The 26267-nt window shown below is 55.9% G+C and carries 26 protein-coding genes; 12 read left to right on the forward strand and 14 right to left on the reverse strand.

The genetic code is table 11. The features are described 5' to 3' along the window. Positions 1-3 precede the first annotated feature (3 nt). Both sbcD and sbcC read left to right on the forward strand, forming a co-directional pair. Positions 4-1221, forward strand: coding sequence for an exonuclease subunit SbcD (gene sbcD, locus ACG1VR_RS18075; RefSeq protein ID WP_395489467.1), 1218 nt, complete (start codon positions 4-6; stop codon positions 1219-1221). Continuing rightward, positions 1218-4373 (forward strand): exonuclease subunit SbcC, encoded by a 3156-nt coding sequence (sbcC, locus tag ACG1VR_RS18080; protein WP_395489468.1) that lies wholly within the window; start codon positions 1218-1220, stop codon positions 4371-4373. Before sbcD ends, sbcC begins: the two co-directional genes overlap by 4 nt. Before the next feature lie 62 nt (positions 4374-4435). On the opposite strand, the gene mak is transcribed toward sbcC, so the two are convergent. Then, positions 4436-5347 (reverse strand): fructokinase, encoded by a 912-nt coding sequence (mak, locus tag ACG1VR_RS18085; RefSeq protein ID WP_016535142.1) that lies wholly within the window; start codon positions 5345-5347, stop codon positions 4436-4438. Between the two features lie 125 nt (positions 5348-5472). Between mak and rdgC the strand changes: the two genes are divergently transcribed. Further along, complete coding sequence (rdgC, locus tag ACG1VR_RS18090) at positions 5473-6384, forward strand: recombination-associated protein RdgC (RefSeq protein ID WP_395489469.1); 912 nt, start codon at positions 5473-5475, stop codon at positions 6382-6384. A 46-nt stretch (positions 6385-6430) separates the two neighbouring features. Here rdgC and ppnP read toward each other — a convergent pair whose 3' ends face one another. The 3 genes from ppnP to aroL form a co-directional block, all read right to left on the reverse strand. Further along, complete coding sequence (gene ppnP, locus ACG1VR_RS18095; RefSeq protein WP_008454495.1) at positions 6431-6724, reverse strand: pyrimidine/purine nucleoside phosphorylase; 294 nt, start codon at positions 6722-6724, stop codon at positions 6431-6433. Between the two features lie 81 nt (positions 6725-6805). Then, on the reverse strand, positions 6806-7483 hold the full coding sequence (locus ACG1VR_RS18100; RefSeq protein ID WP_279048396.1) for an AroM family protein: 678 nt from the start codon (positions 7481-7483) through the stop codon (positions 6806-6808). 291 nt (positions 7484-7774) lie between these two features. Next, the gene (aroL, locus tag ACG1VR_RS18105; RefSeq protein WP_395489470.1) at positions 7775-8299 is read right to left on the reverse strand and encodes a shikimate kinase AroL; all 525 of its coding nucleotides are present in this window, start codon (positions 8297-8299) and stop codon (positions 7775-7777) included. Positions 8300-8652: 353 nt separating this feature from the next. On the opposite strand from aroL, the gene ACG1VR_RS18110 reads away from it, so the two are divergent. After that, positions 8653-9393: a DUF2076 domain-containing protein gene (locus tag ACG1VR_RS18110; RefSeq protein ID WP_016535138.1), complete on the forward strand. Its 741-nt coding sequence runs from the start codon at positions 8653-8655 to the stop codon at positions 9391-9393. On the opposite strand, the gene ACG1VR_RS18115 is transcribed toward ACG1VR_RS18110, so the two are convergent. After that, complete coding sequence (locus tag ACG1VR_RS18115; protein ID WP_395489471.1) at positions 9390-9851, reverse strand: YaiI/YqxD family protein; 462 nt, start codon at positions 9849-9851, stop codon at positions 9390-9392. The genes ACG1VR_RS18110 and ACG1VR_RS18115 overlap by 4 nt on opposite strands. A 170-nt stretch (positions 9852-10021) precedes the next feature. On the opposite strand from ACG1VR_RS18115, the gene proC reads away from it, so the two are divergent. Beyond that, positions 10022-10831, forward strand: a complete 810-nt coding sequence (proC, locus tag ACG1VR_RS18120; protein WP_016535136.1) for a pyrroline-5-carboxylate reductase — start codon at positions 10022-10024, stop codon at positions 10829-10831. Positions 10832-10956: 125 nt separating this feature from the next. Further along, positions 10957-12099 (forward strand): IS481 family transposase, encoded by a 1143-nt coding sequence (locus tag ACG1VR_RS18125; RefSeq protein ID WP_395488908.1) that lies wholly within the window; start codon positions 10957-10959, stop codon positions 12097-12099. Positions 12100-12341: 242 nt separating this feature from the next. On the opposite strand, the gene ACG1VR_RS18130 is transcribed toward ACG1VR_RS18125, so the two are convergent. The 4 genes from ACG1VR_RS18130 to ACG1VR_RS18145 form a co-directional block, all read right to left on the reverse strand. Beyond that, the gene (locus tag ACG1VR_RS18130) at positions 12342-12653 is read right to left on the reverse strand and encodes a PsiF family protein (protein WP_279048392.1); all 312 of its coding nucleotides are present in this window, start codon (positions 12651-12653) and stop codon (positions 12342-12344) included. A gap of 103 nt (positions 12654-12756) precedes the next feature. Further along, the gene (gene phoA / locus ACG1VR_RS18135) at positions 12757-14172 is read right to left on the reverse strand and encodes an alkaline phosphatase (protein WP_395489472.1); all 1416 of its coding nucleotides are present in this window, start codon (positions 14170-14172) and stop codon (positions 12757-12759) included. Between the two features lie 94 nt (positions 14173-14266). After that, entirely contained in the window at positions 14267-14527 is a 261-nt protein-coding gene (iraP, locus tag ACG1VR_RS18140; RefSeq protein WP_016535133.1) for an anti-adapter protein IraP, read from the reverse strand. Positions 14528-14800: 273 nt separating this feature from the next. Next, a complete protein-coding gene (locus tag ACG1VR_RS18145) occupies positions 14801-16018 on the reverse strand; it encodes a multidrug efflux MFS transporter (protein WP_016535131.1) in 1218 nt (405 codons plus the stop codon). A gap of 220 nt (positions 16019-16238) precedes the next feature. Here ACG1VR_RS18145 and ddlA point away from each other — a divergent pair, with 220 nt between their 5' ends. After that, on the forward strand, positions 16239-17339 hold the full coding sequence (gene ddlA, locus ACG1VR_RS18150) for a D-alanine--D-alanine ligase (protein ID WP_395489473.1): 1101 nt from the start codon (positions 16239-16241) through the stop codon (positions 17337-17339). 3 nt (positions 17340-17342) lie between these two features. Here the strand turns inward: ddlA and ACG1VR_RS18155 are convergent, their stop codons facing one another. Continuing rightward, a complete protein-coding gene (locus tag ACG1VR_RS18155) occupies positions 17343-17555 on the reverse strand; it encodes a DUF2754 family protein (RefSeq protein ID WP_016535129.1) in 213 nt (70 codons plus the stop codon). Between the two features lie 272 nt (positions 17556-17827). Here ACG1VR_RS18155 and ACG1VR_RS18160 point away from each other — a divergent pair, with 272 nt between their 5' ends. After that, entirely contained in the window at positions 17828-18166 is a 339-nt protein-coding gene (locus ACG1VR_RS18160; RefSeq protein WP_172568228.1) for a DUF2755 family protein, read from the forward strand. A 40-nt stretch (positions 18167-18206) separates the two neighbouring features. Here ACG1VR_RS18160 and ACG1VR_RS18165 read toward each other — a convergent pair whose 3' ends face one another. After that, the gene (locus ACG1VR_RS18165) at positions 18207-19289 is read right to left on the reverse strand and encodes a DUF1615 domain-containing protein (protein ID WP_016535127.1); all 1083 of its coding nucleotides are present in this window, start codon (positions 19287-19289) and stop codon (positions 18207-18209) included. A 40-nt stretch (positions 19290-19329) separates the two neighbouring features. Further along, complete coding sequence (locus ACG1VR_RS18170; RefSeq protein ID WP_395489474.1) at positions 19330-20214, reverse strand: LysR family transcriptional regulator; 885 nt, start codon at positions 20212-20214, stop codon at positions 19330-19332. A 103-nt stretch (positions 20215-20317) separates the two neighbouring features. Between ACG1VR_RS18170 and ACG1VR_RS18175 the strand changes: the two genes are divergently transcribed. The 4 genes from ACG1VR_RS18175 (at position 20318) to ACG1VR_RS18190 (ending at position 24199) form a co-directional block, all read left to right on the forward strand. Beyond that, positions 20318-20902: a nuclear transport factor 2 family protein gene (locus ACG1VR_RS18175; RefSeq protein ID WP_395489475.1), complete on the forward strand. Its 585-nt coding sequence runs from the start codon at positions 20318-20320 to the stop codon at positions 20900-20902. A gap of 86 nt (positions 20903-20988) precedes the next feature. Next, positions 20989-21444: a MarR family transcriptional regulator gene (locus ACG1VR_RS18180; protein ID WP_395489476.1), complete on the forward strand. Its 456-nt coding sequence runs from the start codon at positions 20989-20991 to the stop codon at positions 21442-21444. Between the two features lie 27 nt (positions 21445-21471). Then, positions 21472-22650 carry an efflux RND transporter periplasmic adaptor subunit gene (locus ACG1VR_RS18185; protein WP_395489477.1) on the forward strand — a complete coding sequence of 393 codons (1179 nt, stop codon included), beginning with the start codon at positions 21472-21474 and terminating at the stop codon, positions 22648-22650. Between the two features lie 10 nt (positions 22651-22660). Further along, positions 22661-24199, forward strand: a complete 1539-nt coding sequence (locus ACG1VR_RS18190) for a DHA2 family efflux MFS transporter permease subunit (RefSeq protein ID WP_016535122.1) — start codon at positions 22661-22663, stop codon at positions 24197-24199. Positions 24200-24402: 203 nt separating this feature from the next. On the opposite strand, the gene sbmA is transcribed toward ACG1VR_RS18190, so the two are convergent. Together sbmA and ACG1VR_RS18200 are read right to left on the reverse strand one after the other, a co-directional pair. Then, the gene (sbmA, locus tag ACG1VR_RS18195) at positions 24403-25620 is read right to left on the reverse strand and encodes a peptide antibiotic transporter SbmA (protein ID WP_395489478.1); all 1218 of its coding nucleotides are present in this window, start codon (positions 25618-25620) and stop codon (positions 24403-24405) included. A 113-nt stretch (positions 25621-25733) separates the two neighbouring features. Then, a complete protein-coding gene (locus tag ACG1VR_RS18200; RefSeq protein WP_395489479.1) occupies positions 25734-26255 on the reverse strand; it encodes an isochorismatase family protein in 522 nt (173 codons plus the stop codon). Between the last annotated feature and the right edge of the window lie 12 nt (positions 26256-26267).

Below are 26267 nucleotides of genomic sequence, written 5' to 3' on the forward strand. Positions count from 1 at the left end.
GTTATGCGCATTCTCCACACATCAGACTGGCACCTCGGCCAAAATTTCTATACCAAAAGCCGGGCTTCTGAACACCAGGCCTTTCTTGACTGGCTGCTTAACGCGGCGGCCGAACATCAGGTGGATGCCATAATTGTAGCGGGTGACATTTTTGATACCGGCTCGCCGCCGAGCTACGCCCGTGAAATCTATAACCGTTTTGTGGTGCAGTTGCAGGCCAGCGGCTGCCAGCTTGTTGTGCTGGCGGGCAACCACGACTCCGTCGCCACGCTTAACGAGTCGCGCGAGCTGCTCGCCTGCCTGAATACTCGCGTTATCGCCAGCGCCCGGCATCGCCAGGAAGAGCAGGCGCTGGTGCTGAATAACAAAGACGGCACGCCCGGCGCTATTTTGTGCCCAATCCCGTTTCTGCGCCCGCGCGATATTCAAAGCAGCCAGGCCGGGCTTTCCGGCCATGAGAAGCAGCGCTCATTAATGGAAGCAATTAGCGAGCACTACCAGCAGTGCTACGACGCCGCCGTCGCATTACGCGGCGACCGTCCGCTGCCGATTATTGCCACCGGGCATCTCACCACGGTTGGCGTAACCAAATCCGATGCGGTGAGAGACATTTACATCGGCACCCTGGACGCCTTCCCGGCGCAGCACTTTCCTCCGGCTGACTATATCGCGCTGGGCCACATCCACCGGGCGCAGAAGATTGGCGGCAGCGAACATATCCGCTACAGCGGCTCCCCGATTGCACTCAGCTTCGACGAAACGGGCAAAGCTAAAAGCGTATTTCTGGTTGAATTCAGCGGCGGCCAGCTTGCGGGCGTCGAAGCCCTTGAAGTCCCGGTCAGCCAGCCGTTAGCGGTGATAAAAGGTTCGCTAAGGGAGATAGAACAGCAGCTTGAGCAGTGGCGTAATGCCCCTGCCGAGCCAAAAGTCTGGCTGGATATCGAAATCGCCACCGATGAATATCTTCACGATATGCAGCGTCAGGTTCAGGCTTTAACCGACACCCTGCCGGTAGAAGTTGTGCTGTTGCGCCGCAGCCGCGAACAGCGCGAGCGGGTCATCGCCAGCCAGCATAAAGAGACGCTAAGCGAGCTGACCGTTGAAGAGGTATTTGAGCGCCGCCTTAGCCAGGAAGAAACTACCGAAGAACGCGCCGCCAGGCTGAGAACGCTGTTTGCCCAAACGCTCTCGGACCTGCACCAGCAGGAGGAACAGGCATGAAAATTCTTAGCCTGCGTTTAAAAAATATTAACTCCCTCAAGGGCGAGTGGAAGATTGATTTCACTCGGGAACCCTTCGCCAGCAACGGACTATTTGCCATTACCGGCCCGACCGGAGCGGGCAAAACCACGCTGCTGGACGCCATCTGTCTTGCGCTCTACCACAAAACGCCGCGCCTGAGCAGCGTATCGCAGTCGCAGAACGACCTGATGACCAGAGACACCGCCGAGTGCCTGGCCGAGGTGGAGTTTGAGGTTAAGGGCGTTGGCTACCGCGCTTTCTGGAGCCAGAACCGCGCACGGAATGCGGCAAACGGCAACCTTCAGGCGCCGCGCGTGGAGCTGGCCCAAATCAGCGACGGCAAAATTCTTGCGGACAAAATCAAAGACAAGCTCGACCTTGTTGCCTCGCTAACCGGGCTGGATTACGACCGTTTTACCCGTTCGATGATGCTCTCTCAGGGGCAATTCGCGGCATTTTTAAATGCCGATGCCAACGACCGCGCCTCGCTGCTCGAAGAGCTGACCGGCACAGAAATCTACGGCACCGTCTCCGCTGCGGTATTTGAAAACCACAAGCAAATCAAAATTCGGCTGGAAAATTTGCTGGCTCAGGCGGCGGGCGTTGCCCTGCTCAGCGAAGAGCAGCAACAGCAGCTCACGGCAAGTTTGCAGGCGCTCACTCTTGAAGAACAAACGCTGGGCACCGAGCAGCAGTTGCGCCAGCAGCATCGGGACTGGCTGAGCCAGCTGGGCAAGCTGACTACCGATAAAGAACAAAAGCGGCTGGGGCTGAATACCGCTAATCAGGCTCTGCTGGATGCCGCCCCGCAGCTGGACAAATTGGCTCGTGCGCTGCCTGCCGAAAAGCTGCGCCCGCACTGGCAGCGTCTCCAGGAAAAGCAGCAGGCGCTGAAGCAAAATGCCGAAGCGGCGGAAAGTGTGAATGCACGCTTACGCCACGCCTCGGTGCATCGCCAGCAAACCCGGCTGCTGGCGGCCGTTCAGGCTGAAAAACTTCAGGCGGAGGCTCAGCAGGTTCAGAACTGGCTCTCTGCCCACGATAGCTATCGCCTCTGGAGCGCCGAACTTGCGGGCTGGCGCATGGCCTTTGGCCAGCTGCAGCGGGATGAAAAGCAACTTGGCGATCTGCAGCAGGCGCTGCGGAGTAGCCAGCAAAAATTACAGGCACTGCCGGAGATAAATCTGGCGTTAACGCCGGACGAAGTAAGCACTCATTTACAGCAGCTAATGGCCGCCAGGCCTGGTCGCCAACAGCTGGCAGCCCTGCAACCTCAGTTTGCCACTGTGGAAAAACGCAAATCAGGGCTGGTGCGGGATCTGGAGGAGCTGGATAAGCAAATTGCCGCTTGTGATGTCGAGCTTGGGCAAAAACGCCAGCAGTACAAAGATAAACGCCAGCATGAAGCCGATCTGGAAAAAGTCGTCGAGCAGGAAAAACGGATCCATAGCCTTGAGGCCGAACGTGCTCAGTTGCAAAAGGACGCCCCCTGCCCGCTGTGCGGTTCAACTCAGCACCCGGCCGTTGAGGCCTATAAGGCGCTGGAGCCGGGAGAAAACCAGCGGCGCCTGGCCGCCCTGAAGCTTGAAGTCGCCGCGCTCGCCGAGCAGGGTTTCGCCCTCAAGGGCCAACTTGAAACCCAGCGCCAGCAGCGCGAAAAACGAGTTCATGAAGGCGCGGCGCTACAGGAAGAGGCAGACTCACTCTCGGCCCGCTGGCAGCAGCAATGCGCCGGGCTGAGCATAGCCTTAACGCCACAAGACGATCTGAACCAGTGGCTGGAAGAGCAGGAGCTGCGTGAACAGCAGCTGCGCCAGCTCGCAGAGCGCCAGGCGCTCGAAGCGCAATACCAGCGAGACAGCGAACAGCTCCAAAAGATGAGCGCCGAGTTTAACGCCCGGAACGCTTCGCTTCAGGCGGCGCTGGAGCAGGTTGGCCTTGCGCGTCCGCAGCCGGGCGAAGAGCAAAGCTGGCTGGATGCCCGCCAGCAGGAGTCCCAACAGTGGCAACAGCAGCAGGATAAACTGCCGCAGCTCCGCCAGCAGCTTTCCACCCTTGAAATGCTGCTTTCAACCCTTCAGGACGATGGCTCGGCCCCCGCGATGCTTGCCGAGTCTGAGCACCAGGCCGCGCTGCAAAACTGGCAGACTCTGCACAATGAATGCAACCTGCTGGAAGGCCAGCGTCAGTCTCTGGCGCAGCAGCTACAGCAGAGCGAAGCCGCGGCCCGCGAGGCCCAGGAGCAGTTCAGCGCCGCGCTGGCAGCCAGCCAGTTCAGCGACGAAGAAGAGTTCCATTGCGCCCTGATGGAAGAAAACGTCCGGCTCGAGCTTGAGCAGCACAAACAGCAGCTGGAGCGTCAGCAGCAGCAGCAAACGACGCTGCTTGAGCAGGCCGAAACGGCGCTGGCCCAGCACCTGACGTCACGCCCGGAAACACTCGGCGAAGAAGCAGACATCAGCGTTCTTGAGGCTCAAATTGCAGATCTGGCCCACCGGCTGCGTGAAAACGCCTCTCAGCAGGGGCAAATAAAGCAGCAGCAAAGCCACGACAAAGAGAACCGCTCGCGCCAGCAGGCGCTGATGCAGGAGATCAAAGAGTGCGAGGCTCAGGCGGAGGACTGGGGCTATCTCAACGCCCTGGTCGGCTCCAGAGAAGGCGATAAATTCCGTAAATTTGCCCAGGGACTGACGCTGGATAACCTGGTCTGGCTGGCAAACAACCAGCTTAATCGCCTGCACGGCCGCTACCTGTTGCAGCGTAAAGACAGCGAAGCGCTGGAGCTACAGGTTATGGACACCTGGCAGGCCGACGCGGTGCGCGACACCCGCACGCTGTCCGGCGGCGAAAGCTTCCTGGTGAGCCTGGCGCTGGCGCTGGCGCTTTCCGACCTGGTAAGCCACAAAACCCGCATCGACTCGCTGTTCCTTGATGAAGGCTTTGGCACTCTGGACGCGCAGACGCTGGATACCGCGCTCGACGCGCTGGACACCCTGAACGCCAGCGGGAAAACCATCGGCGTAATCAGCCACGTTGAGGCGATGAAGGAACGTATTCCGGTGCAGATTAAAGTGAAGAAAATTAACGGGCTGGGCGTGAGCCGGCTGGATAAGGTTTTCGCGGTAGATTGACCTTTTACCCTGGGAATAACGAACATCTCCCCCTCACCCTCCTGGAGGATGAGGGGTGCGATTTACTTCTCTAACGGCCAAAGCCACGCCGCGCCCCGAACGCCGCTGGAATCACCGTGCACGGCTTTGCGAATCGGCGTTTCGCACTCGCCGCCAAATACCCAGGGCTTAATCAGCTGCGGCACGGTGCGATACAAACGCTCCACATTGCTCATCCCGCCGCCCAGCACAATCACATCCGGGTCGAGAATATTAACAATATGCGCCAGAGATTTAGCCAACCGCGTTTCATAGCGGCTCAGGGCCAGCTCGGCCAGCGGATCCTGCTGTTCAGCCAGGTTGATAATCTCATTGCCCTTCAGCGTTTTCCCGCTCAGGCGCTGGTAGTCCGTGCCAAACCCGGTGCCGGAGATAAAGGTTTCAATACAGCCCTGCTTGCCGCAATAGCACGGCACTTCAGCGCGAAAACGCAGCTCATCCTCATCCATCCATGGCAGAGGATTGTGGCCCCACTCTCCCGCCGTGCCGTTGCCGCCAATCAGGCTGTGGCCGTTGATGGCAATCCCTGCGCCACAGCCGGTGCCGATTATCACCGCAAACACAATCTGCGCCCCGGCGGCCGCGCCATCGATAGCTTCTGATACCGCAAGGCAGTTGGCGTCATTTGCCAGCCGGACTTCGCGCTTGAGCGCGCTGCTGAGATCTTTGTCGAACGGCTGGCCGTTAAGCCAGGTCGAGTTCGCGTTTTTCACTACCCGGGTATAAGGGGAGATTGACCCCGGAATACCCAGCCCAACCGTACCGGTCTCGCCCGTTGCTTCTTCCGCCAGCCGCACCAGCTCAACGATGTTTTTGAGGGTGGCCTGGTAGTCATTTTTAGGCGTTGGCAGCCGGTGGCGGTAGAGCTGCTTTCCGTCATCTGCCAGCGCGATTACTTCTGTTTTTGTACCACCGAGATCGATACCTATGCGCACATGAACTTCCTCATTTGGTGATAATTATCAATAGTATAGAATGGCATCTAAGCAAATGCGATGAAACGAGGCCGTCAATTCGTTATCATGCCCGCTGCGTTTAACTGACAATCTGGGACAGAATCATGCTGTGGTTTAAAAATTTAATGGTTTACCGTCTAAGCCGTGACATCACGCTGACGGCGGATGCAATGGAAAAACAGTTAGCCGCCTTCACCTTCACCCCTTGCGGCAGCCAGGACATGGCAAAAACCGGCTGGGTGTCGCCGATGGGCTCGAACAGCGATGCATTAACCCATGTTGCCAACGGCCAGATTGTGATTTGCGCCCGTAAAGAAGAAAAAATTCTGCCGGCTCCGGTTATCAAACAGGCTCTGGAAGCCAAAATCAATAAGCTCGAAGCGGAGCAGGCACGTAAGCTGAAAAAGACCGAGAAAGACTCCCTGAAAGACGAAGTGCTGCACTCCCTGCTGCCTCGCGCTTTCAGCCGCTTCAGCCAGACAATGATGTGGATAGACACGGTAAACGGCCTGATTATGGTCGACTGCGCCAGCGCGAAAAAAGCCGAAGATACTCTCGCCCTGCTGCGTAAAAGCCTGGGTTCGCTGCCGGTGGTTCCGCTGGCTCTGGAAAATCCAATCGAGCTGACGCTGACCGAATGGGTGCGTTCTGGGGATGTGCCGGCCGGTTTCGCGCTGATGGACGAAGCCGAGCTGAAAGCGATTCTCGAAGGCGGCGGCGTGATCCGCTGCAAGCAGCAGGAGCTGGTGTGTGACGAAATCGCCGCGCATATTGAAACCGGCAAAGTGGTCACCAAACTGGCGCTGGACTGGCATGAACGCATTCAGTTTGTGCTGGCAGACGACGGTTCGATTAAACGCCTGAAGTTTGCCGACACGCTGCGCGAGCAGAACGACGATATCGAGCGGGAAGATTTTGGCGGACGTTTTGACGCCGACTTTATTTTGATGACCGGCGAATTAGCCGCGCTTATCAACAACCTGGTAGAAGCGCTGGGCGGCGAAGCACAGCGTTAATGCTTTTCCCCTCTCTGGCGACGCGCAGAGAGGGGAAAAAACGCAATTATTTATCGGCCAGATAACGGCAAAGATAAGAGGTCGGCTCTGCAACCTGCAGGTGGAACTCGCTGTGTCCAGGCACGTTAAACACTTCACCCGCCGCGTAGGTTTTCCACTCTGTTTCTCCCGGCAGCAGGACGTGCAATGCCCCGCTAACCACGGTCATCTCTTCCGGCTGAGCGGTCCCGAAGGTGTACTCCCCCTCCGCCATCACGCCAACGCTGGCACGGCCGGTGCTGCTGCTGGTAAAACCAATGGATTTTACTTTACCGGAGAAGTATTCATTACTCTGAAGCATGGACTGGCCCTTTATCGATATAGTGAAAAATCCACTATAGAGGTGAACTCTCGGGCCTGTCACGTAAATTGTTAAATCCTCTCAGGTAAGCAGTTCTGCCGCCAGCCTGGCCACCAGCACGTTGGACAATAACACCGGGACATCGAGCTGCTTTTGCAGTAAATCGCGGTGTTTTTGGTGGAACCCGAGGCAGTCCAGCACCAGAACATTCGCCCCTTCCGCCATCAGTTTGCGCCCCGCCTCCAGCAGCTCTTCGTCGCCGCCGTGGATTGGGTTAGCCAGGGCGTAGTGCGGCGGGTTGCTTAGCTTGCGCCACTTCTGCTCCTGAAACTTAATCAACTCGGGCATCGGCAAAATAATCCCCACCTGGTGGCCATCAACAATCGAGGCGACCAGCGGCGGGATTATCCTGTCCGGCTCCAGCAAAATGGCGTTACGAGCGCTTAATCCGAGTAGAGGCATGGTGCTCATTAACAGAATGACTTCGTAGCCCTGGTTATCCAGCTGCTCGATGATGCCCTGCATGGCGATGGAGATTTTGTCGCGGCCGACGTGGGTAAGAGTGTTATCCGCCAGTAGCGTCAGCAGAGACGCTTCTCCCGGCGCGGGTGAATAAAGCCGCTGAACCTCTTCGCGAGACAACTCGCCCAGCAGGCTAACGTGGGTAATTTGTTGCTCAGAAATATGTTCGGTCAGGAAGGGAAGGACTTCACTTACGGACACGCTGCCGATAGTGAGAATGGCTACAGTTGGTCTCATGCTTCGCTCCGCAATTACTCAGAATCTGCCCTCTCCATTGCGCCGATACACATCCTTAATGAGACAACTCGCCGGGGTCGTGGTTTTTTGCTCGTCATCGCGCAGCATACCGCCAGAACCCTTAACAAATCATCAACCACTTGGTAACATTTTTAACTGAATATATTTTAAAGAAATTAAACAGATAAAAGCTCTGTCTATCGAAAAGCGAAGCGCATTTCAGCAGGGACAAGAGCAAGATAACCCCACTTACTGTCGGTCTTTTGGGTGGGGATTTGCATTAAGTATAGGCTAACTGGCGCGAGCCATTTGCAGCGCGTTGAGGATAGCTTCGACTACCGCGTCCGGCGTGCGGGTAGCATCGACAATATGGTGTGCAACCTCGCGATAGAGCCCTTCCCGGGCGGCCAGGACGTCAACAATTTCATCGGTCACGCCTTTACCGGTAAGCGTCGGGCGCTGCCCTTCTTCCGGCGATGCGTTCAGGCGCGAGGCCAGGATTTGCGCCGGGGCATGCAGCCAGATGGCAATGCCGTTTTCCTGCATAAACTGGCGATTATTTTCGGCCAGCACCATGCCGCCGCCGGTTGCCACCACGGTTGCAGGAGCCGTTACCTGCTGTAACGCTTCGGACTCGCGGGCGCGAAAGCCCGGCCAGCCCTCTTCGGCGACTATCTCAGCCACGCTTTTTCCGGTGCTGGTCAGCAGGAAGCTGTCGGTATCCACAAATTCATAACCCAGCGTCCTCGCCAGTGCCTGACCGACGGTCGTCTTACCACAGCCGCGAGCGCCGACTAAGAATAGGGGTTGAGTCATCAGAGATAATCCTCGGAAGCGCTGACCTGAGGGCCAGACGGGACAAAAGCAGGAACGGATAGCGATGATATCATCAAACTAGTACGAGAAAATAGTGTAAACATTTAATTACAATCAGCAAAGAGCTTCAGCAAAAAACCAGCTATAACGGCCTGAATCAAACTTCAACAAGTGTAAACTAAAGCCGCCACCCGCCAACAGCGCCACAATACTTTAAACGCCAGGCCAATGACAACCCTTAATCTGAGATTCGGTAACACATTTATGGTTAGCTTTACGATTAAGGCGTTTAAGCGACGCCCGATTTGAGCAACACTGAATCCCGGGTCTTCATTATGACAGAGGTATGAGCCATGCAATCTGAAGAGCAGCGTCTTATCGACGGGCTTTTTGACCGCCTGAAACAGGCCGAAAGCCAAAGTTCCACTCGCGATGCGGCCGCAGAACAGCGGATTGCGCAGCACCTCAGCCAGCAGCCTGGGGCCGCGTACTATATGGCGCAGACGATCCTTATCCAGGAAGCGGCAATGAAGCAGCTGAACGGTAAAATTCAGGCGCTGGAAGCCCAGGTAGCCGAGCTCGAGCAAAAGTCTCGCCAGCAGCAAAGCAGCGGTGGTTTCCTGGCCGGGCTGTTCGGCGGCGGCAACAGCAACAGCTCACGCGGGTCCGATCCTATTCCCGGCAGCCAGAATTATGCTTCTTCGGCCCCGCAGGGTAATGCCGGATATGGCGCAAACGCGGCACCAGCAGGTTACGGCGCGCCTCAGGCCGCACCGGCCAGCGCACCACGTGCGGGCGGCGGCTTCCTGTCCGGTGCGTTACAAACGGCAGCAGGCGTTGCGGGCGGCGTAGTGGTGGCAGAAATGCTGACCAGCATGTTCCACCGCAGCCAGCCGGAAGAGATAGTCAACATCATCAACGAACCGGCTCCGTCTTTCGACAATAGCTCGTTTGATTCCGTCAACGACTACAGCCAGGTCAATGACAGGCAGTTCCTGAGCCAGCCTCAGGATAACGCGAACGACTACGCTGATTTCGGTAACGATGATTTTGGCGGTGACGATTACGGCGACGACGACGACAGCTTTATTTAAGACTTCTGCGCCCGCGCGACCCTCAGCAGCCATTTTTCAAGCTCGTTGGCAAACTGCTGGCGGTCGCGCTGGTTCAGGCTATCCGGGCCGCCGGTTTGCACGCCGCTGGCGCGCAGCGTATCCATAAAATCACGCATCGTCAGGCGCTCACGAATAGTCGCGGGTGTATAAAGCTCGCCGCGCGGGTTCAGCGCAATCGCCCCTTTCTCCAGCACGTCGGCCGCCAGCGGAATATCCGCGGTGATAACCAGGTCGTTTTCCTCACAGCGGCGAACAATTTCGTTGTCCGCAACGTCAAAGCCCGAGGCCACCTGCAGGCTGCGAATAAAGCGCGACGGCGGCGTTTTTAATCCCTGATTGGCAACCAGCGTCACCATCACCTGAGCGCGATCGGCGGCGCGAAAAAGGACTTCTTTGATTACCTTCGGACACGCATCGGCATCCACCCAAATTTGCATTGTTGCTCCTGACTGTCGCGGGAATGGGGGCAATTTTGCCGTGCTTTTGCAGAATGGCAAAGTTTATCTGCGCCTGCGGAGCCGTTTAAGCGCAAACATAGCCTAAGTGCCGGAAAGCGCGTTAAGCTATAAGCATAAGATAACGAAACAAATAACCATGGAGTAACGCTATGGATAAGAAAATTGGTTTTATTGGCTGCGGCAATATGGGGAAGGCTATCCTCGGCGGCTTGATTTCCAGCGGCCTGGTTCCGGCCGGTAATATCTGGATTTACACCCCTTCTCCGGACAAGGTTCAGGCGCTGTGCGAAGAGTACGGAATTAATGCCGCCGAAAGCGCTCAGGAAGTTGCCCAGATAGCGGATATCGTCTTTGGCGCGGTGAAGCCAAACATCATGCTGAAAGTGCTGAGCGAAGTGAATTCCAGCCTGAATAAAGACACGGTGATTATCTCTATTGCCGCGGGCATCACCCTAGATACGCTGGCTAAAGTGCTCGGCCACGATCGCAAGATAATCCGCGCCATGCCAAATACGCCGGCGCTGGTTAACGCGGGCATGACTTCCGTAACGCCAAACGCGCTGGTCACGCCTGAAGATATTGCCGATGCGGTAAGCATTTTCCGCAGCTTCGGCCAGGCGGAAGTGGTCAGCGAAGCGATGATCCACCCGGTGGTCGGCGTGAGCGGCTCTGCTCCGGCGTATGTATTTATGTTTATCGAAGCGATGGCAGATGCGGCGGTACTTGGCGGTATGCCGCGCAAGCAGGCCTACCAGTTTGCTGCCCAGGCGGTAATGGGCTCCGCGAAGATGGTGCTGGAAACCGGCAAGCATCCGGGTGAGCTGAAGGATATGGTGTGCTCGCCGGGCGGCACCACGATTGAAGCGGTGAAAGTGCTGGAAGAGAAAGGCTTCCGCGCCGCCGTGATGGAAGCAATGGTGAAATGCATGGCGAAGTCGGAATTGCTCGGGAAGTCCTGATTTTGGAAACACCCCCTCACCCTGACCCTCTCCCCATGTACATACCGGAGACATGGTGAACACTTGTTCGGGGACATGGTAGACACTTACAACTACGGCATAAGAACCCTCTTCCGGAGTCGCTTATGCCCTGGGATGCGAGAGATACCATGTCATTACGTCACGAGTTTGTTCACTTTGCCTCGCAGGACGGGGCTAACATCCGGGCGCTCTGTCGCCACTTCGGCATCGCGCCCGCCACCGGATATAAGTGGCTTTGCCGCTTTCTCGAGGCCGGACTTCCCGGCCTCGCTGACCGCTCACGGGCTCCCCATCATTCTCCCAACGCCACCGCCGCTCAGGTGGCTGACCTGTTACAGCAGGCACACCTGGCCCATCCCCGCTGGGGAGCCCGCAAGATTAAGGCCTGGCTGGAAGCGCAGGGGCACCACCTTCCTGCCGTCAGTACCGTGCACAACCTGATGCACCGTCACGGCCTGCTACCCGGTGTACCGCCGGGTATCCCCTCTGCCGGTCGCTTCGAACACGGCAGGCCGAACGCCCTCTGGCAGATGGATTTTAAGGGACACTTTCCCTTCGCCGGTGGGCGCAGCCATCCCCTCACGCTGCTGGACGACCACTCCCGGTTTTCACTCTGCCTGACGCACTGCGACAACGAGCGGCGTGAGACCGTGCAGTCACATCTGACAAAGGTGTTTGAGCGCTATGGCCTGCCGGAGAGGATGACCATGGATAACGGGGCGCCCTGGGGAGACACCACCGGGACCTGGACCGCGCTGGAGCTGTGGCTGATGCGTCAGGGTATCCGGGTGGGGCACTCGCGGCCTTATCATCCCCAGACGCAGGGCAAGCTCGAGCGTTTTCACCGCAGTCTGAAGGCGGAGGTTCTGCAGGGGAAATGGTTCACGGACAGCGACCAGCTCCAGCGGGTATTTGACCACTGGCGGGAGGTCTATAACTTTGAACGCCCGCATGAGGGACTGAATATGGCGGTCCCGGGTTCGCGCTATCAGCCTTCGGCCAGACAGTACAGAAGCGATGCTCCCGGGCCGGAGTACGATGACGGCGTGGCGGTAAGAAAAGTGGATATCAGTGGAAGCCTGAGCATCAGAGGTATCAGCCTGAAAGCGGGCAAAGCGTTCAGGGGAGAGCGAGTGGGGCTGAAGGAAAGCGGTGAGGACGGTTGTTATGAGGTGTGGTGGTACAGCACGAAAGTGGGAATGATCGACCTGAAGAACCGGTCGATCATCATGGGTAAAAGATGTTAAAAGGTGTTCACTATGTCCCCGAACATCTGTCTACTATGTCCCCGGAACGTACACCCCACAGGGGAGAGGGGATTGGATCGAGTAACAACCCTCTCCCCATAAGGGAGAAGAGATTAGATCGAGTAACAACCCTCTCCCCATAAGGGAGAGGAGATTAGATCGAGTAACAACCCTCTCCCCATCCCTCTTTTCTCCCTCTCCCTCACAGGGAGAGGGCCGGGGTGAGGGTTCTTTAAAACGACTTATTTTTTCTTCAGACAGGTGCTCATAAAGGTTTTTCTGGCGTCGCCCTTCAGCGATTGCTTCGCGGCATCGGCATTACAATCCTTCATTTTTTGCTGCTGTGGCGTCAGCGTTTTGCCCGCCGCAGCCGGCTGTTCGCCCTTCAGACAGCTACTCATATAGCTCTTACGTTGGTCCCCTTTCAGGGACTGCGTTGCCGCCTGTTGATTACAGCTGGTCATTCGCTGCTGCTGAGGCGTCATGGTTTTCTCCGCCGCCGTTGCTGACCCAACCAGCCCTACCAGTAACACCGCTAATAATGAATATTTCATAGCTTATTCCTTTTTTATTGTGACGCTTCAAGCCTGGCTCTAAGGCAAAAAAAATGCGACTCCTGCGCCGCATTTTTTCTTATTTTTTAGCCCACTCCCCACTTTACTCCAGCGCCATCGCCGCCTTCATGGTGTAGAACAGGTCGGTCTGGTCGGTGAGCCCCACAACGTTTGCCGCATGCGGGCCATAGGCCGCCACGCGCAGCTGGGTGCCGGTATGCTCCTGAGATTCGCCTTCGGAGTTGCCGTAGCTAATCACCATAACAGAGCCGTCTTTGGTATTCAGAGCCTGCGTCAGCCCCGGTGCTTTGGTGTCCGGTGCCACAATCTGGCTGGAATGCGCGTGGTCGGCGGTAACAACCACCAGGGTGTTGCCGTCTTTACGGGCAAACTCCAGCGCTTTCTGCACCGCCTCATCGAGATCGACCGTCTCGCCAATCTGGCCGCAAGGGTTAGCCGCGTGATCCTGCTTATCTATCGATGCGCCCTCAACTTGCAGGAAGAAGCCCTTCTCGTTGCCTTTCAGCAGATCGATAGCTTTTTCGGTCATTTGCGCCAGGGTTGGCACGCTGGCATCGCGTTTCGGGTTTGCGGTACAGGTTACCGCCGGTTGGTCAATATTGCCGTGATAGCTGGCCTTCGGCCCTTCCCAGCGTACAGGCATATTGCCGTCCGCAAACATGCCGATCAGGGGTTTGCTCTGGTTTGCCTCGGTTACGGCCGCCAGGCCCGAAGCATTATCGACCCAATGGTAACCACGAATATCGGCCTGTTCGCGCAGCGTTTTACCGCTCCATTCGCCCGCCTTCGCTACTTCGCTGAAGGTCTTAGCTCCGCCGCCGAGCGTGACGTCGGCGCGGGCGTTAAGCAATTGTTCGCTTATCGAGCCTTTGCCGCCGTTTTCCAGCGCATTAGTCGCGCATTTCTCGCTGGTCGCGCTCGGGCCGTAGCATTTACGCCCGGTAACGTGCGACACAAGCGCTGCAGGGGTGGCGTCCTGAATTTCTGCGGTAGACACGTTACCGGTGGCTTTACCGGCGGCTTTAGCCAGTTCAAGAATGGTGACGTGATCTTTGCCGTTTACGTCCACGCCCAGCGCGCCGTTATAGGTTTTCACGCCGGTGGTCCACGCGGTAGCGGAGGCGGCAGAGTCGGTCACGTAATCCGGTTTTTTCGTTTTCTTGTCTAAAGAATAATGGGTGTATTGCCCGGTAAGCGGCAGGGCATCAATTCCGCGGAAGAAGCCGCCCGCGCCTTCGGCATAGTTTCTGGCAGCGGTAATTTCGGAGTCGCCCATTCCGTCGCCGATCAGCAGAATAACGTTCTTCGCCGTTTTATTGTTTAACGAGGCGCGAATAGCTTCCGTTTGATCGCCAGTAATACGGCGTGCGCCGCCCGGCTGGGTTAAATCTCCCTGCGCGGCACGATTATCCAGAGGGGCTAAATTTTCTTGTGAGTGCGAAGGGTTGCTGGCAAGCAGCAAAGGCAGCAAGCTGGCGATAATTACGCTCTGTTTCACTTTATTTTCTCCATGTAGTAACTACTGAATACAAAATAAAAACAGAGCGAGTATAAAAATAGCTTATGACATTAATATGACAGAGAAATTTGATTCAACTACGTGGGTGAATAAGCAGTTTTTTTAAATATTGACGAAGTAATTCGGTATCCTGAAATGGCACTACGGTCTTTGGGGATGCATCATCTAACGCCCCTTCAATACTGTCGACCAGCTGCTGGCGCTCCCCCTGCTCGAGCCGCCTCAGCAGCGCCGTAACGACTATTTCCAGCGCCTCTACCTGAGCCACCAGTTCTTTTGATTCCTCTTCCTTCTCAGCGAGTTTAACCAATAACTCTGCAATAAGATTTTTCATTTTCTCAGTCCCTGCGGGGTTAAGACATGACGTTAACACTCAGATCCACCTGAGAGCAATATGCCGCGTTAAATATGTGCGTAATAGCAAATAAAGGCGATATTAAAACGATTCAGTCTGCTAATAATCGCGGATGCATTTTTTTTGCGTAACAAAAAAAGAATAATGGAATATTATTCGCTAAAAAACCTGCCATCCGGCGAACAATAATAAGTGGGAATTATTCTCCATGTTCCACTCATTAATATTGCCGCCGGGCAAAAAAAATCCGTTTTAAATTTGTCGCTCCAGCTCTTTTTGACGGAGTTTTTTTCGTTTCAAAGCCACCGCCAGCTGCCAGATGTTGATTAAAACAACCAGCGCGGTTGCGGCAAAAACGTAACGAAAACCGGCCATTGCCGAGACTCCGGCCCCCATTAAAGGCCCCGCCACGTTGCCCAGATACATAAACGACTGGTTATAACCGAAGATGCGCCCGGTTACCTGGTCGCTGCAATATTTCAGCAGCAGAGTTTGCACCGCCGGGAGCATCGCGCCGTCGGCAAAGCCCAGCAGAAAACGCAATATTCCCAACTGGAACGGCGAGGTCACAAAGGACATTGCCAGGAATAACACCACGGCGCACGCGAGGGTCGCCATCAAAATACGCTCGGTGCCGATTCTGTCGCCCAGTTTGCCGAGTCTTGGGGCGGCAAACAGCGCAGAAATCCCAGGCAGGGCGGCAATAAAGCCGCTCATAAAGGCGATATTGGTGCTGTCTGGTGAAAGTTGCTTAATAAACAGGGCAAGGATCGGGCCTATCGAGCCGTTGCACAGCTGAATAACCAGGGTCGTCAAAAACAGGCTAAAAATCAGCCACGGATAAGGCAGCGTGGCGAACACCTCTTTGCCGCTCAGGCGATCGGCTTTGCTAATCTTCGGGCGCGGCCCCTCTTTTATGAGTAACAGAGTGACCAGGAAACTCACCATCAGCAGCCCGGCGGTGGCAAAAAATACCGGCCTCAAGCCCAGATGGTCCGCCATAAACCCCCCGAGCAGCGGGCCGACTATCACGCCGCTAATCTGCCCGGTAGATAAAGTGCTTATGGCCCAGCCGCTGCGCTCGCGCGGCACCTGAGAAGCCACCAGCGCCATGGCATTAGGAATATAGCCGGAGGTCAGCCCCATCACCGCGCGCAGCAGGAAAAGCTGCCAGACGTTGGTGGCAAAAGCCTGAAGCAGGATAGCAACCGCCATGCCGAAGGAGGCGCGCAGCAGCATCAGCTTTCGCCCTTTGCGGTCGGCAAGGCTGCCCCACATCGGAGAAACAATGGCGGAAACCAGAAACGTCACGCTAAAGGTCAGCCCCGACCACATGGACAGCGCCTCATGGGAGCTAACGCCGAGCTGCTCCACGTAGAGCGGCAGAAAGGGCAAAATCTGGCTAATCGCAAGGCCGGTAAAGAAACAGCCGAACCAGACCGAAATGAGGTTAACCTTCCAGGATTCCATAGCGCGTTTTTTCAAAGGGGATGCAACCAGAATAGAACGATTTGAATAAAGCTTATCACACTAACGAATATCGCCGTCAGCACCCTGGAATCGCCATTACGATATAGAAATGATTGCTTACCAACTCACATATCCCCCGCGGATGCAGGAACCACATGAATCCCCGTTATGAGCATGGTATGTTGTCCGCCTTCGTAAAGTTTATGGGTGGATTAAAGGCATGGCAAAACTGCGGGTTGGTATCGTGTTTGGGGGAAAATCAGCAGAACACGAGGTGTCGCTGCAGTCGGCAAAAAACATCGTCGACGCCATTGATAAGTCGAAATTTGACGTGGTGTTGTTGGGCATTGATAAGCAGGGGCAATGGCATATCAACGACGCGTCCAGCTATCTGCTGAACGCCAATAACCCGGCGCTTATCGCCCTGAATCGCTCCGAGAAAAATGTCGCGCTGGTTCCCGGCCAGACCGAACACCAGCTGATTGAAACCAGCAGCGCAGAGCAGCTTTCCCAGATTGACGTTATTTTCCCGATAGTGCACGGCACGCTGGGCGAAGACGGTTCTTTGCAGGGCATGCTGCGCGTGGCAAATCTGCCGTTTGTCGGCTCCGGCGTGCTCGGCTCGGCGGTCAGCATGGACAAAGACGTAGCCAAGCGCCTGCTGCGCGACGCCGGTCTGAACGTAGCGCCGTTTATCACCCTTACCCGCGCTAACCGCGGCAAAATCAGCTTCGCAGAAGTTGAAAAGCAGCTCGGCTTACCGCTGTTTGTCAAACCGGCAAACCAGGGTTCTTCCGTCGGCGTCAGCAAGGCCAGCAATGAAGAGCAATATCATGCTGCGGTGGCGTTAGCCTTCGAGTTTGACCATAAAGTGGTGGTTGAAACCGGGATTAAGGGGCGTGAAATCGAGTGCGCGGTGCTGGGTAATGATTACCCGCAGGCCAGCACCTGCGGCGAGATCGTAGTCAACAGCGAGTTCTACTCCTACGATACCAAATACATCGACGAGCAGGCTGCCCAGGTCGTGGTTCCGGCGGCGCTTGAAGCCGAAGTGAACGACAAGATCCGCAAAATTGCCGTTCGCGCTTACCAGGCGCTCGAGTGCAGCGGTATGGCGCGCGTTGACGTGTTCCTGACCGAAGATAACGAAGTTATCATCAACGAGATCAACACGCTGCCGGGCTTTACCAACATCAGCATGTATCCAAAACTCTGGCAGGCCAGCGGGCTTGGCTACCAGGAGCTGATCACCCGCCTGATCGAACTGGCTCTTGAACGCCACCAGCAGGATTGCGCTCTGAAAAGCTCAATCACCTCGTAGTGTTTAGGGTTCCGCCGTTTCCGACTCTTCGCGGGGGCGGCGGATAATAAATCCCGCAAGCCAGAAGCAAATTACCCACGTTACCAGCCCCACCGCATAGTTTTGCCAGCCTTTCGTTTCCAGCCCCAGCAGGCCAAGCACGCCGTTCAGAATAAAGATAAGGCCAATCGCCACCGCGTAATAGTGCCAGTCGCGACGCATTTTCAGGGTCAACATGTCAGCCTCATATCATCAGAGATAAACCAGACGGCATTGTCGCATATCGACGGCCGGGAAACTGCCTGTTGCCGGGCGCATAATTAGCACAATGTTAATGAAATTTCATTTAAGTTACAAAAATGTGAAGTTGAGCAAAAAATGCAAATCCAGGAGGATTCTGCCCGCAAAATTACCAGCAATCTGATATTGACAACTCCCCTGACCTGCCAAAATTTGCGCTACGGGCAGTCACGCGCCTGATTAGCATGGCGATTTTACGGGAGGTCATGATGGCTGATATCACATTGTCGAAAGCCGTTGTTCCGGTACCCCGGATGATAACGACAACCAAAACAGAAACATCCGCGTTGGGCAACGTTGCCTATACGTTGTTTGTGCTGTTTTGCTTCTGGGTGGCAACCCAGATACTGAACCTGATAGTCCAGGCACCCGGCGTGCTTGAATACCTCGCGCAAAGCAACGACGCAGCCCGCCCGCGCATCGAAATGGGGCTGGCGGTAAGCACCCTATTTGGCCTGATCCCATTCCTGCTGGGCGCGTTAACGCTTGGCGTTATTGCCCTTGTGCTGCGCCTGCGCCAGCGTCGCCATCCCCTCTGGTTTTATTAAATCCTGAGGCGGAAGCGCTGCCCGCTCCCACCTGAGAGGACTAACGCTGCATACAGCTCGCTCGCCGGTCATCCACCCGCTTAGCAAACCAGGCGGTAGTTAAATTGCGGGTGATTTTCGGACTTTCGAGCGTGATACCCGGCAGCACTTCTCGCGCTAGCGGCTGGCCCGCTTTCTTCTCCGCTATGGCAAATACCTGCTTATACAGGCTGGTTTTTTCAAAGCCGATGCTGTCCCCTTTTTGCAGCGCGCGGCGGATTTCGCTATTGCTCATATCCAGCTGTTTCGCCAGTTTGCGTACCGCAAGCTCGGTACTGCTCGCCTGGTCGCTGGTGTAGAGAATAAGGTCGCCGTCCAGCGCCAGCTTTGTGCCGGTGGCGCGGCTAACGGCGCTCTGGAAGGCGGCGTTGCGGCTTGCGTACCAGCCCGCGTTATAATCCGCGAAACGATAAATCGGCTTCGTGTAATTGGCCGGATAATTCAGCAGATGGTAAGTGCCAAACCACAGCCCGCCGCGGCGGGTGAAGACTTCCTGGCGCACCGAGCCTTCCATTTTCCACGGGTAGCCGTCGGTGTGCTTCTCGGCAAAGGCGACGCTAACCTGCATCGTGCCGCCGGTTCGCACCGGATTAAAGCTGCCAAACAGCTTCTGGCCCATCGGCACCATGGTAAGGAAGTCGTCAAAAATAGCGCTCAGCTGGCCTTCGGTTTTTACCTTGTCCAGACGCTCGCTGTAGCTTTTACCGTTGGGAGAATTAATACGCAACGCGGTATGAACCAGCAGCGGCGGGATATGCATTTTCTCCGCCCTGCGGTCTATCTCTTTCCACGCAATTTTATTCAGCCCCGGCACGGCCGGGTCGGCCTGCAGGTTGGACTCCTGCAAAGCAATAGCCAGCACAGAGCAGACATTCTCCTCCGTCGGTTCAATGTTCTGGCTCTTAAGCGTGGTCAGCAGATCTTTAGCCAGCTCGTCTCTGTCTTTAACGCCCTGCGGAATTTTCCGCAGCGTAACGGTTTCGATATCAACCGGTTTTGCCGCTGCCGTTGTCGTTGATGCGGGTGAACTGCTTTTTGTTGTACAGCCGCTAAGTACCAACAGAGCGCCCAGAGAGAGCGCCATCAATCCATGCTGCCTGTTCAAATTGCCATCCTCATAGCGTTTAGTCGTGATTATTATTCTGGGCGAGACGAGTCCAGGCGAGCACGGCTCCCTGGGTTTCATCCCGGCGGCTTAACAATAGCAACTCTGCCATAAGCCGCCGATCGGAAATTGGCTGATAAACCAGGTGCGGAATAGCAATGTGGGTAAAAGAGTGAGGCAGCAGCGCGATGCCAAACCCGGAGGCAACCATAGCCAGAACGCCAAGCGTGCTTTGGGCCTGATACAGCGGCTGCGGCAGTTCTGCGCGCCACTTTTCACGAACCTGCTCCAGGGCCTCGTCCCCTTCGCCCGCGGCGAACTGGATATGCGGAACCTGCGCCAGCATCTCAAGCGTAATCTGTTTTTCGCCCGCCAGCGGGCTATCTTCCGCCAGGGCGACCATCATCGGCCATTCTGCAATCTTCACCGCTTTAATATCTTCGCCCAGTTTGCCCATTAATGGCGTATAGGCCACGTCGATAGCCCGCTGGCTAAGCGCCTCACCGAGCGCCAGGGGCGACATTTCATGAAGCTGAAGCTCAACCTCCGGCCACCGGTGGCGAAAAGCCCGGACATCGTTCATCAGCCGCCCGGAAACCACAGCATTGCCCGCAAAGCCGACTCTGACCAGCCCGGTTTCGCCACGTAACGCCCGCTGAACTATATTTTTACCGTGTTCGGCCTGCTCTAACGTACGCCTTGCCTCCGGTAACAGTAATTGCCCGGCTTCCGTTAGCTCGACTTTACGGCTGGTGCGCGTAAACAGCGGCCCGCCAACCTCTTCTTCCAGGGCGCGGATCTGCATACTCAGCGCGGGCTGAACGATGTGCAGCAGGGCTGCCGCCTGCCCGAAATGCCCGGTTTCGGCTAGTGTGACAAAGTAGCGAAGATGTCTTAATTCCATAGCGCCAAACCATCAATTTTAATGATTGAATCATCATATCAATATATTTCATTTATCGATAACGCGGAGCAACAATGGCTCCTCACCTATACAGGAGCCTTTTATGAACAGTGACTATTTGCAGGATCGCCTTGCTATCAACGATTTGATGAACGGCTGGATGTACCGCGACCTTTCGCAGTGGGACAAGCTGGCCGAGCTTTTTCACCCGGAGGGCACCATCGAAGTGACCTGGTTTGAAGGCCTCGCCAGCGAATTTATCAAAGGATCGATGCGCATGGGCAAGTCCGACATCAGCACTAAACATCTGATTGGCACCCCGGTTGTCACCTTTAACAACGCCCGAAATAAAGCTATTTCAGAAACCAACGCCATGATTATTGGCCAGAACCACAAGCTGGAATTTGGCGCCACCTGCCATAACCGATTTTACGACATGCTGGAAAAACGCGACGGTGCCTGGCGGATCCTGCGCCGCCAGGTGGTTTACGACTTTGGCTCGTTCGACTTCCCGTTTGGCCCGGTGGACATTGATAAACCAGCCGCTAAACGTTACCCGGCGGCCTACGCTCCGCTCGCTTATCTGCTGGAAAAATCAGGTTTTCCGGTACAACGTGTGTTTGCCTCCCAGGGGTCAGAGCTGGAAATTGCCATGAAAAACACCGCCCGGGCCTGGCTGGCAAACTGACAAAAAGTGCGCTTATCCTGACATAACGTTGACAATTTAATGCCTGGTCAGTAATTTCATTTGTAATTACTGACCAGGCAAATATCATGAGTAATACTGCGGGTACTCCCTCTTCTAAACTCCATCTTGGCCTGCTGATCCACCTGTCTAACCAGTTTAAAGATCAGCTTATCAGCCAATATTTTTCCCCTATGGGGATAACCAGCGCGCAATTTAAGGTTTTGATTAGTATCTACAAAGGCTTTAACAGCCCGGTGGAAGTCAGCAAAAATTTGGTGATGGATACCGGCGCGATGAGCCGCATGCTTGAACGAATGGTGAAGCGAGATCTGATCGTGCGAAACATTAATCCCGAAGATAAACGCCAGGTGATCCTCGAGCTGACCGACAAAGGGCAGCAGATTTGCGATCGCTTCCAGAACGAAGCGCTGGACTCCATCATCGGCGCCCTGACGACCCGGCTAACGCCCGAAGAGTCCCAACAGTTGACCGAGCTTCTGATCAAAATGCTGCCGGACGACATTATCGCGCCCCACCTTTAAGCTTTCCTGACTAAGGCCATAACAAAAATGCAAACCTCTTCCGAGCAGGCAGAACGCGCACCAAGCAAGCGTAAGCGCAACTTCGCTATTTTGCTGATTATCCTGCTGCTGATAGCCGCCGGATGTCTGGCGTGGTACATGCTGTACGCGCGCTACTACGAAACCACCGATGACGCCTACGTCAACGGCAACCAGGTCACTCTGACCCCGCAAATCGGCGGCACCGTCACCCAGGTGAGCGTCGACGAGGGCGATTACGTCGAAAAAGGCCAGCCGCTGGTGCTGCTTGACCCAAGCGATACCAATATTGCGCTACAGCAGGCCGAAGCCAATCTCGCCAATACCGTGCGCCAGGTGCGCGGCCTGTACAGCACCGCCGATAACTATCGCGCCCAGGTTGCGGCCAAACAGGTCGCCCTGCAAACCGCGCAGAGCGACTATGCTCGCCGCCAGAAAATCTTTGCTACCGGGGCTATTGCGGCCGAAGACCTGTCTCACTACCGCGATGCTGTAACCAGCGCCCAGAGCGATTTACTCGCCGCACAGCAGGCATTACGCACCAACCTCGCGATGGTTGATGACACAGTGATTGATAGCCACCCGGAAATTAAAAGTGCGGTAGCGACCCTGCGCCAGCGCTTCCTCGACAATGCACGCAGCACCATCGTCGCGCCGGTTAGCGGCTTTGTAGCAAAGCGCGCCGTGCAGCTCGGGATGCGGGTTGATTCAGGCACCACGCTGCTGGCTATCGTCCCGCTGGACCAGGTGTGGGTGGACGCTAACTTCAAAGAGAGCCAGATGCAGACCATGCGTCTCGGCCAGAAAGTGACGCTGACCGCCGACCTTTACGGCGATGATGTTGAGTACCAGGGCACCATAGAAAGCCTCGGCATCGGCACCGGGAGCGCCTTCTCCCTGCTGCCTGCCCAGAACGCCAGCGGTAACTGGATCAAGATTGTTCAGCGCCTGCCGGTACGCATCACGCTCGACCCGCACGACATGCAGAAACATCCGCTGCGCGTAGGGCTTTCTATGTTTGCTCGGGTAGATATTCGCAATGCAGACGGCCACCTGTTGCCGCAAAAAACCGTCGCCACGCCGCGCTTTACTACCGACGTTTATCAAAATGCGCTGGACCAGGCCGACCAGATGGTTGCGAAGATCCTCCATGACAACAGCCAGCCGGTAGCGTCCGGCAGCCGCTAAGAGAGACGTTATGCAAGATAAGGCGGCGTTTACGCCCCCCAGCCTGCTGCTGGCCACCATCGCGCTGTCGCTGGCGACTTTTATGCAGGTGCTGGACTCAACGATTGCCAACGTGGCGCTGCCGACGATTGCCGGTAACCTCGGCGTCAGCGCCGACCAGGGCACCTGGGTTATCACCTCGTTTGCGGTGTGTAACGCTATCGCCCTGCCGCTGACCGGCTGGTTTACCCGCCGGTTCGGGCAGCTCAAACTGTTTGTTGGCTCGGTGGCGATGTTTACCCTTACCTCGTTCCTGTGCGGTTTTGCCCACAGCATGACCGAGCTGATTATCTTCCGTGCGTTACAGGGTTTTTTCGCCGGGCCAATGTTCCCGATGTGCCAGACGCTGCTGCTGATTATCTTCCCGTCGAGCAAGCGAAGTATGGCGCTGGCGCTGCTGTCGATGGTGACGGTAGTCGCGCCTATCGTCGGGCCAATAACCGGCGGCTGGATAACCGATAACTACTCATGGCCGTGGATTTTCTATATCAACGTGCCGATCGGTATTTTTGCCGCACTGGTGGTTTGGGGCCAGCTGCGTGAACGCGAAGAGACCACGACTATCGCCCCGATAGATTACATCGGTATCGCCCTGCTGGTGCTCGGCGTGGGGCTGCTACAGGTGGTGCTGGATAAGGGCAACGATCTCGACTGGTTCTCCTCGCCGGAGATAATCATCATGTCGGCGATTTCGGCGATTGCGCTGGTCTCGTTTGTGATTTGGGAGCTGGGCGAGCGCCATCCGATTGTTAACCTGCGGCTGTTTGCCGACCGCAACTTTGCGATTGGCACCCTGTCGCTGACGCTCGGCTACGCGGCATTCTTTGCCATTAATATTATTCTGCCGCAGTGGCTGCAAACCCAGATGGGCTATACCGCAATCTGGGCCGGGCTTGCCGCCGCGCCGATGGGCGTTCTGCCGCTGTTGCTGACGCCGATTGTCGGGCGTTACGCCAACCGGGTTGATATGCGCATGTTGGCTACGCTGTCGTTCCTGACGATGGGCGCTTCATGCCTGCTGCGCGCGCAGTTTAATACCAATGTCGACTTCCGAACTATTGCCGAAATACAGCTGTTTATGGGTATCGGCGTGGCGTTCTTCTTTATGCCGATAACCACTATCGTGCTGTCGAATCTGCACGGCGTTGAGGTAGCGGAAGGCTCCGGCCTGGCAACCTTCTTCCGCGTGCTGGGCGGCTCTTTTGCCTCCTCCCTGACAACGTGGATCTGGTCGCGCCGCGAGGTTTATCACCACGCGAACCTGACTGAGAGCGTGTCGGCATACAACCCGTCGGCTATGGATTACCTGCATAAGATGGGCGGAGCAACGCAGCAGCACCTCGCCGTGGTGGATAAAACTATCGAGCAGCAGGCCTATATGATGTCGACCATCGACTACTTCTGGCTGTTGGGATGGGGGTTTATGGCGCTGATTGTGGTAATTTGGTTTGCCCGTCCGCCGTTTATTCGGGCGGGTGCGCCGGGCGCTCCACCAGCCGCCGGGCATTAGCAAAAAGGGATGGCATCACGCCATCCCTATGCGGTTGCTGACGAAGAGGGAAAAAGCGTGGTTTTTCCCTCTTCGTGGTTATCAGCCGAAAATCAATGAATTGATTTTCCTAATTTTTTAACAAGCTGTCTGGTATTTCTTCTATCCCCAGAGTTTGTCACCCGCCTGAAAGGGATGGCATCGCGCCATCCCTTTTCTATTAGCTAGACGGCTTCTTCGGTGCCGGGCACCGGCACATCCTGCAATGTGCGCTCAAAGCTGCGCAGACGTTTGTAGATAGACATCAGCTCAACCAGCGTGGTCCAGGAGCTTATCAGATACTGGAACGAACCTCGAACCTGGCCGAAGGCGTTGGTTATCTGCTGCATCAGGCCAAGCGTAATCGCCCCGGCGGCAATCGACGGGAACAGCAAAAACAGGCCAAACACGTTATCCACCTGCAGGTAGAGAATGCGCACGATGTTAAAGTAGGTGTAGTGGAAATAGAGTCGGAAATAGTTATGGCGCACATCGCCAAACAGCGCCGCAACCGTTGGCGGCGTAGCGCGGGACGCATCATCTTCGCCATAGACCAGCTCTTTACGGTAGGCCGCTTCCACCTTCTGATTATTGAACTGTAACCCCGGCAGCTTTATCCCCACCGCCGCCAGCAGACCGGTCCCCATCAGCGACCAGACAATAGCCGCAATCACCAGGCCATAAGGCACGGCACCGATAACCGGCAGCTCTTTAACATGCGGGGAAAGCGCCACCAGAATCGGCAGAAAGGCTATCAGGGTCATCACCGATTGCAGCAGGCTCACGCCCATGTCCTCAAGGGTGGAAGCAAAGCGCATGGTGTCTTCCTGAACACGCTGGGCCGCCCCTTCAATGTGGCGCAGCTTCTGCCAGTTTTCCATGTAGTAGTCATTCATCGCGGTACGCCAGCGGAACACATAGTGGCTGATAAAGAAGCTGTTCAGCACGCCGACCGTGACATAGATAAGCGCGATACCCAGAAACACGCCCGTCTCACTGTAGAATTTTTGCAGCGGAACTTTATTCGGCGAGGCCAGCGCGGTCTGAATAAGGTCAAAGAACGGCGCGTACCAGGCGTTAATTGCCACTCCCAGCTCAACCATAAACCAGGTCACGAAGACGATTAGCGCGGAGCCGAGAATAGACCAGCGCTGCCACGGATGCGGGCTTATCAGCGACCAGACGCCGGCAAAAGCTCCCACACAGACGGCATAAAAAGCATAAAAAACAAATGCTTTTAGCGTCCAGAAACGGGCTGCGCTGATGGGTATCTGTTGGCTGGCACCGACGAGGTTTTCCAGCCACAGGCCGCCGCCGAACTGCCAGAAAATAACTGCGAGTAGTCCCCATATTGCCGCCGAAAGGAAAAACAGCTTCGGCGACGGGAAGAAAGATTTAAACATGACAACGCTCCTGATACGGCTTTTTGTTGTTATATCTGCTGGTTATAGCTAACGCGCTACGATAAAGCTTGCAGAATGTTGTATCAAGGAGTGAGAGCGGCTTACAGAATTTATCACCAGCCGTCGATTATCTCCGCCGTCTCTTTCACCAGCAGAGTATTTCCCGGAATCGAAAGGTTGGCCCACACTTCATTGTGGTGGCGAATCAGCGTCTCAGCGCTAACGGAGGCGCGGTCTGCCGTGGTGTGTGCATCTCCGGCTACCGTAATTGCATAGCCCCGGCTGACGCCGTTTTTAATCGTGGTATCCACGCAGTAATCCGTCGCGCAGCCGCAGACCACCAGCTCATTAATATCCTGTTGCTCTAAAAGCCCGGCAAGCCCGGTGCGGTAGAAGGCATCGCAGGCGGTTTTGGTCACGTAATGCGCCCCTGCGGGACGATGTAATTCAGGAAGGATGTCGTAGGCTTCGCTGCCCACCTCCAGCCCGGCTTCGGTATGCTGGATAAAAATGACCTGCTCTGCGGCGTCGATAAGTTGGTTAATTTTGGCAACGGTACGCTCACGCTCCCGGCGCGGGAATTCAAATACGCCGTTTTGCATATCAATAACCATGACAACACGTGATGCAGGCATGCTAACTCTCCT

The organism is Cedecea davisae, from assembly GCF_044095835.1.
GTDB lineage: Bacteria > Pseudomonadota > Gammaproteobacteria > Enterobacterales > Enterobacteriaceae > Cedecea > Cedecea davisae.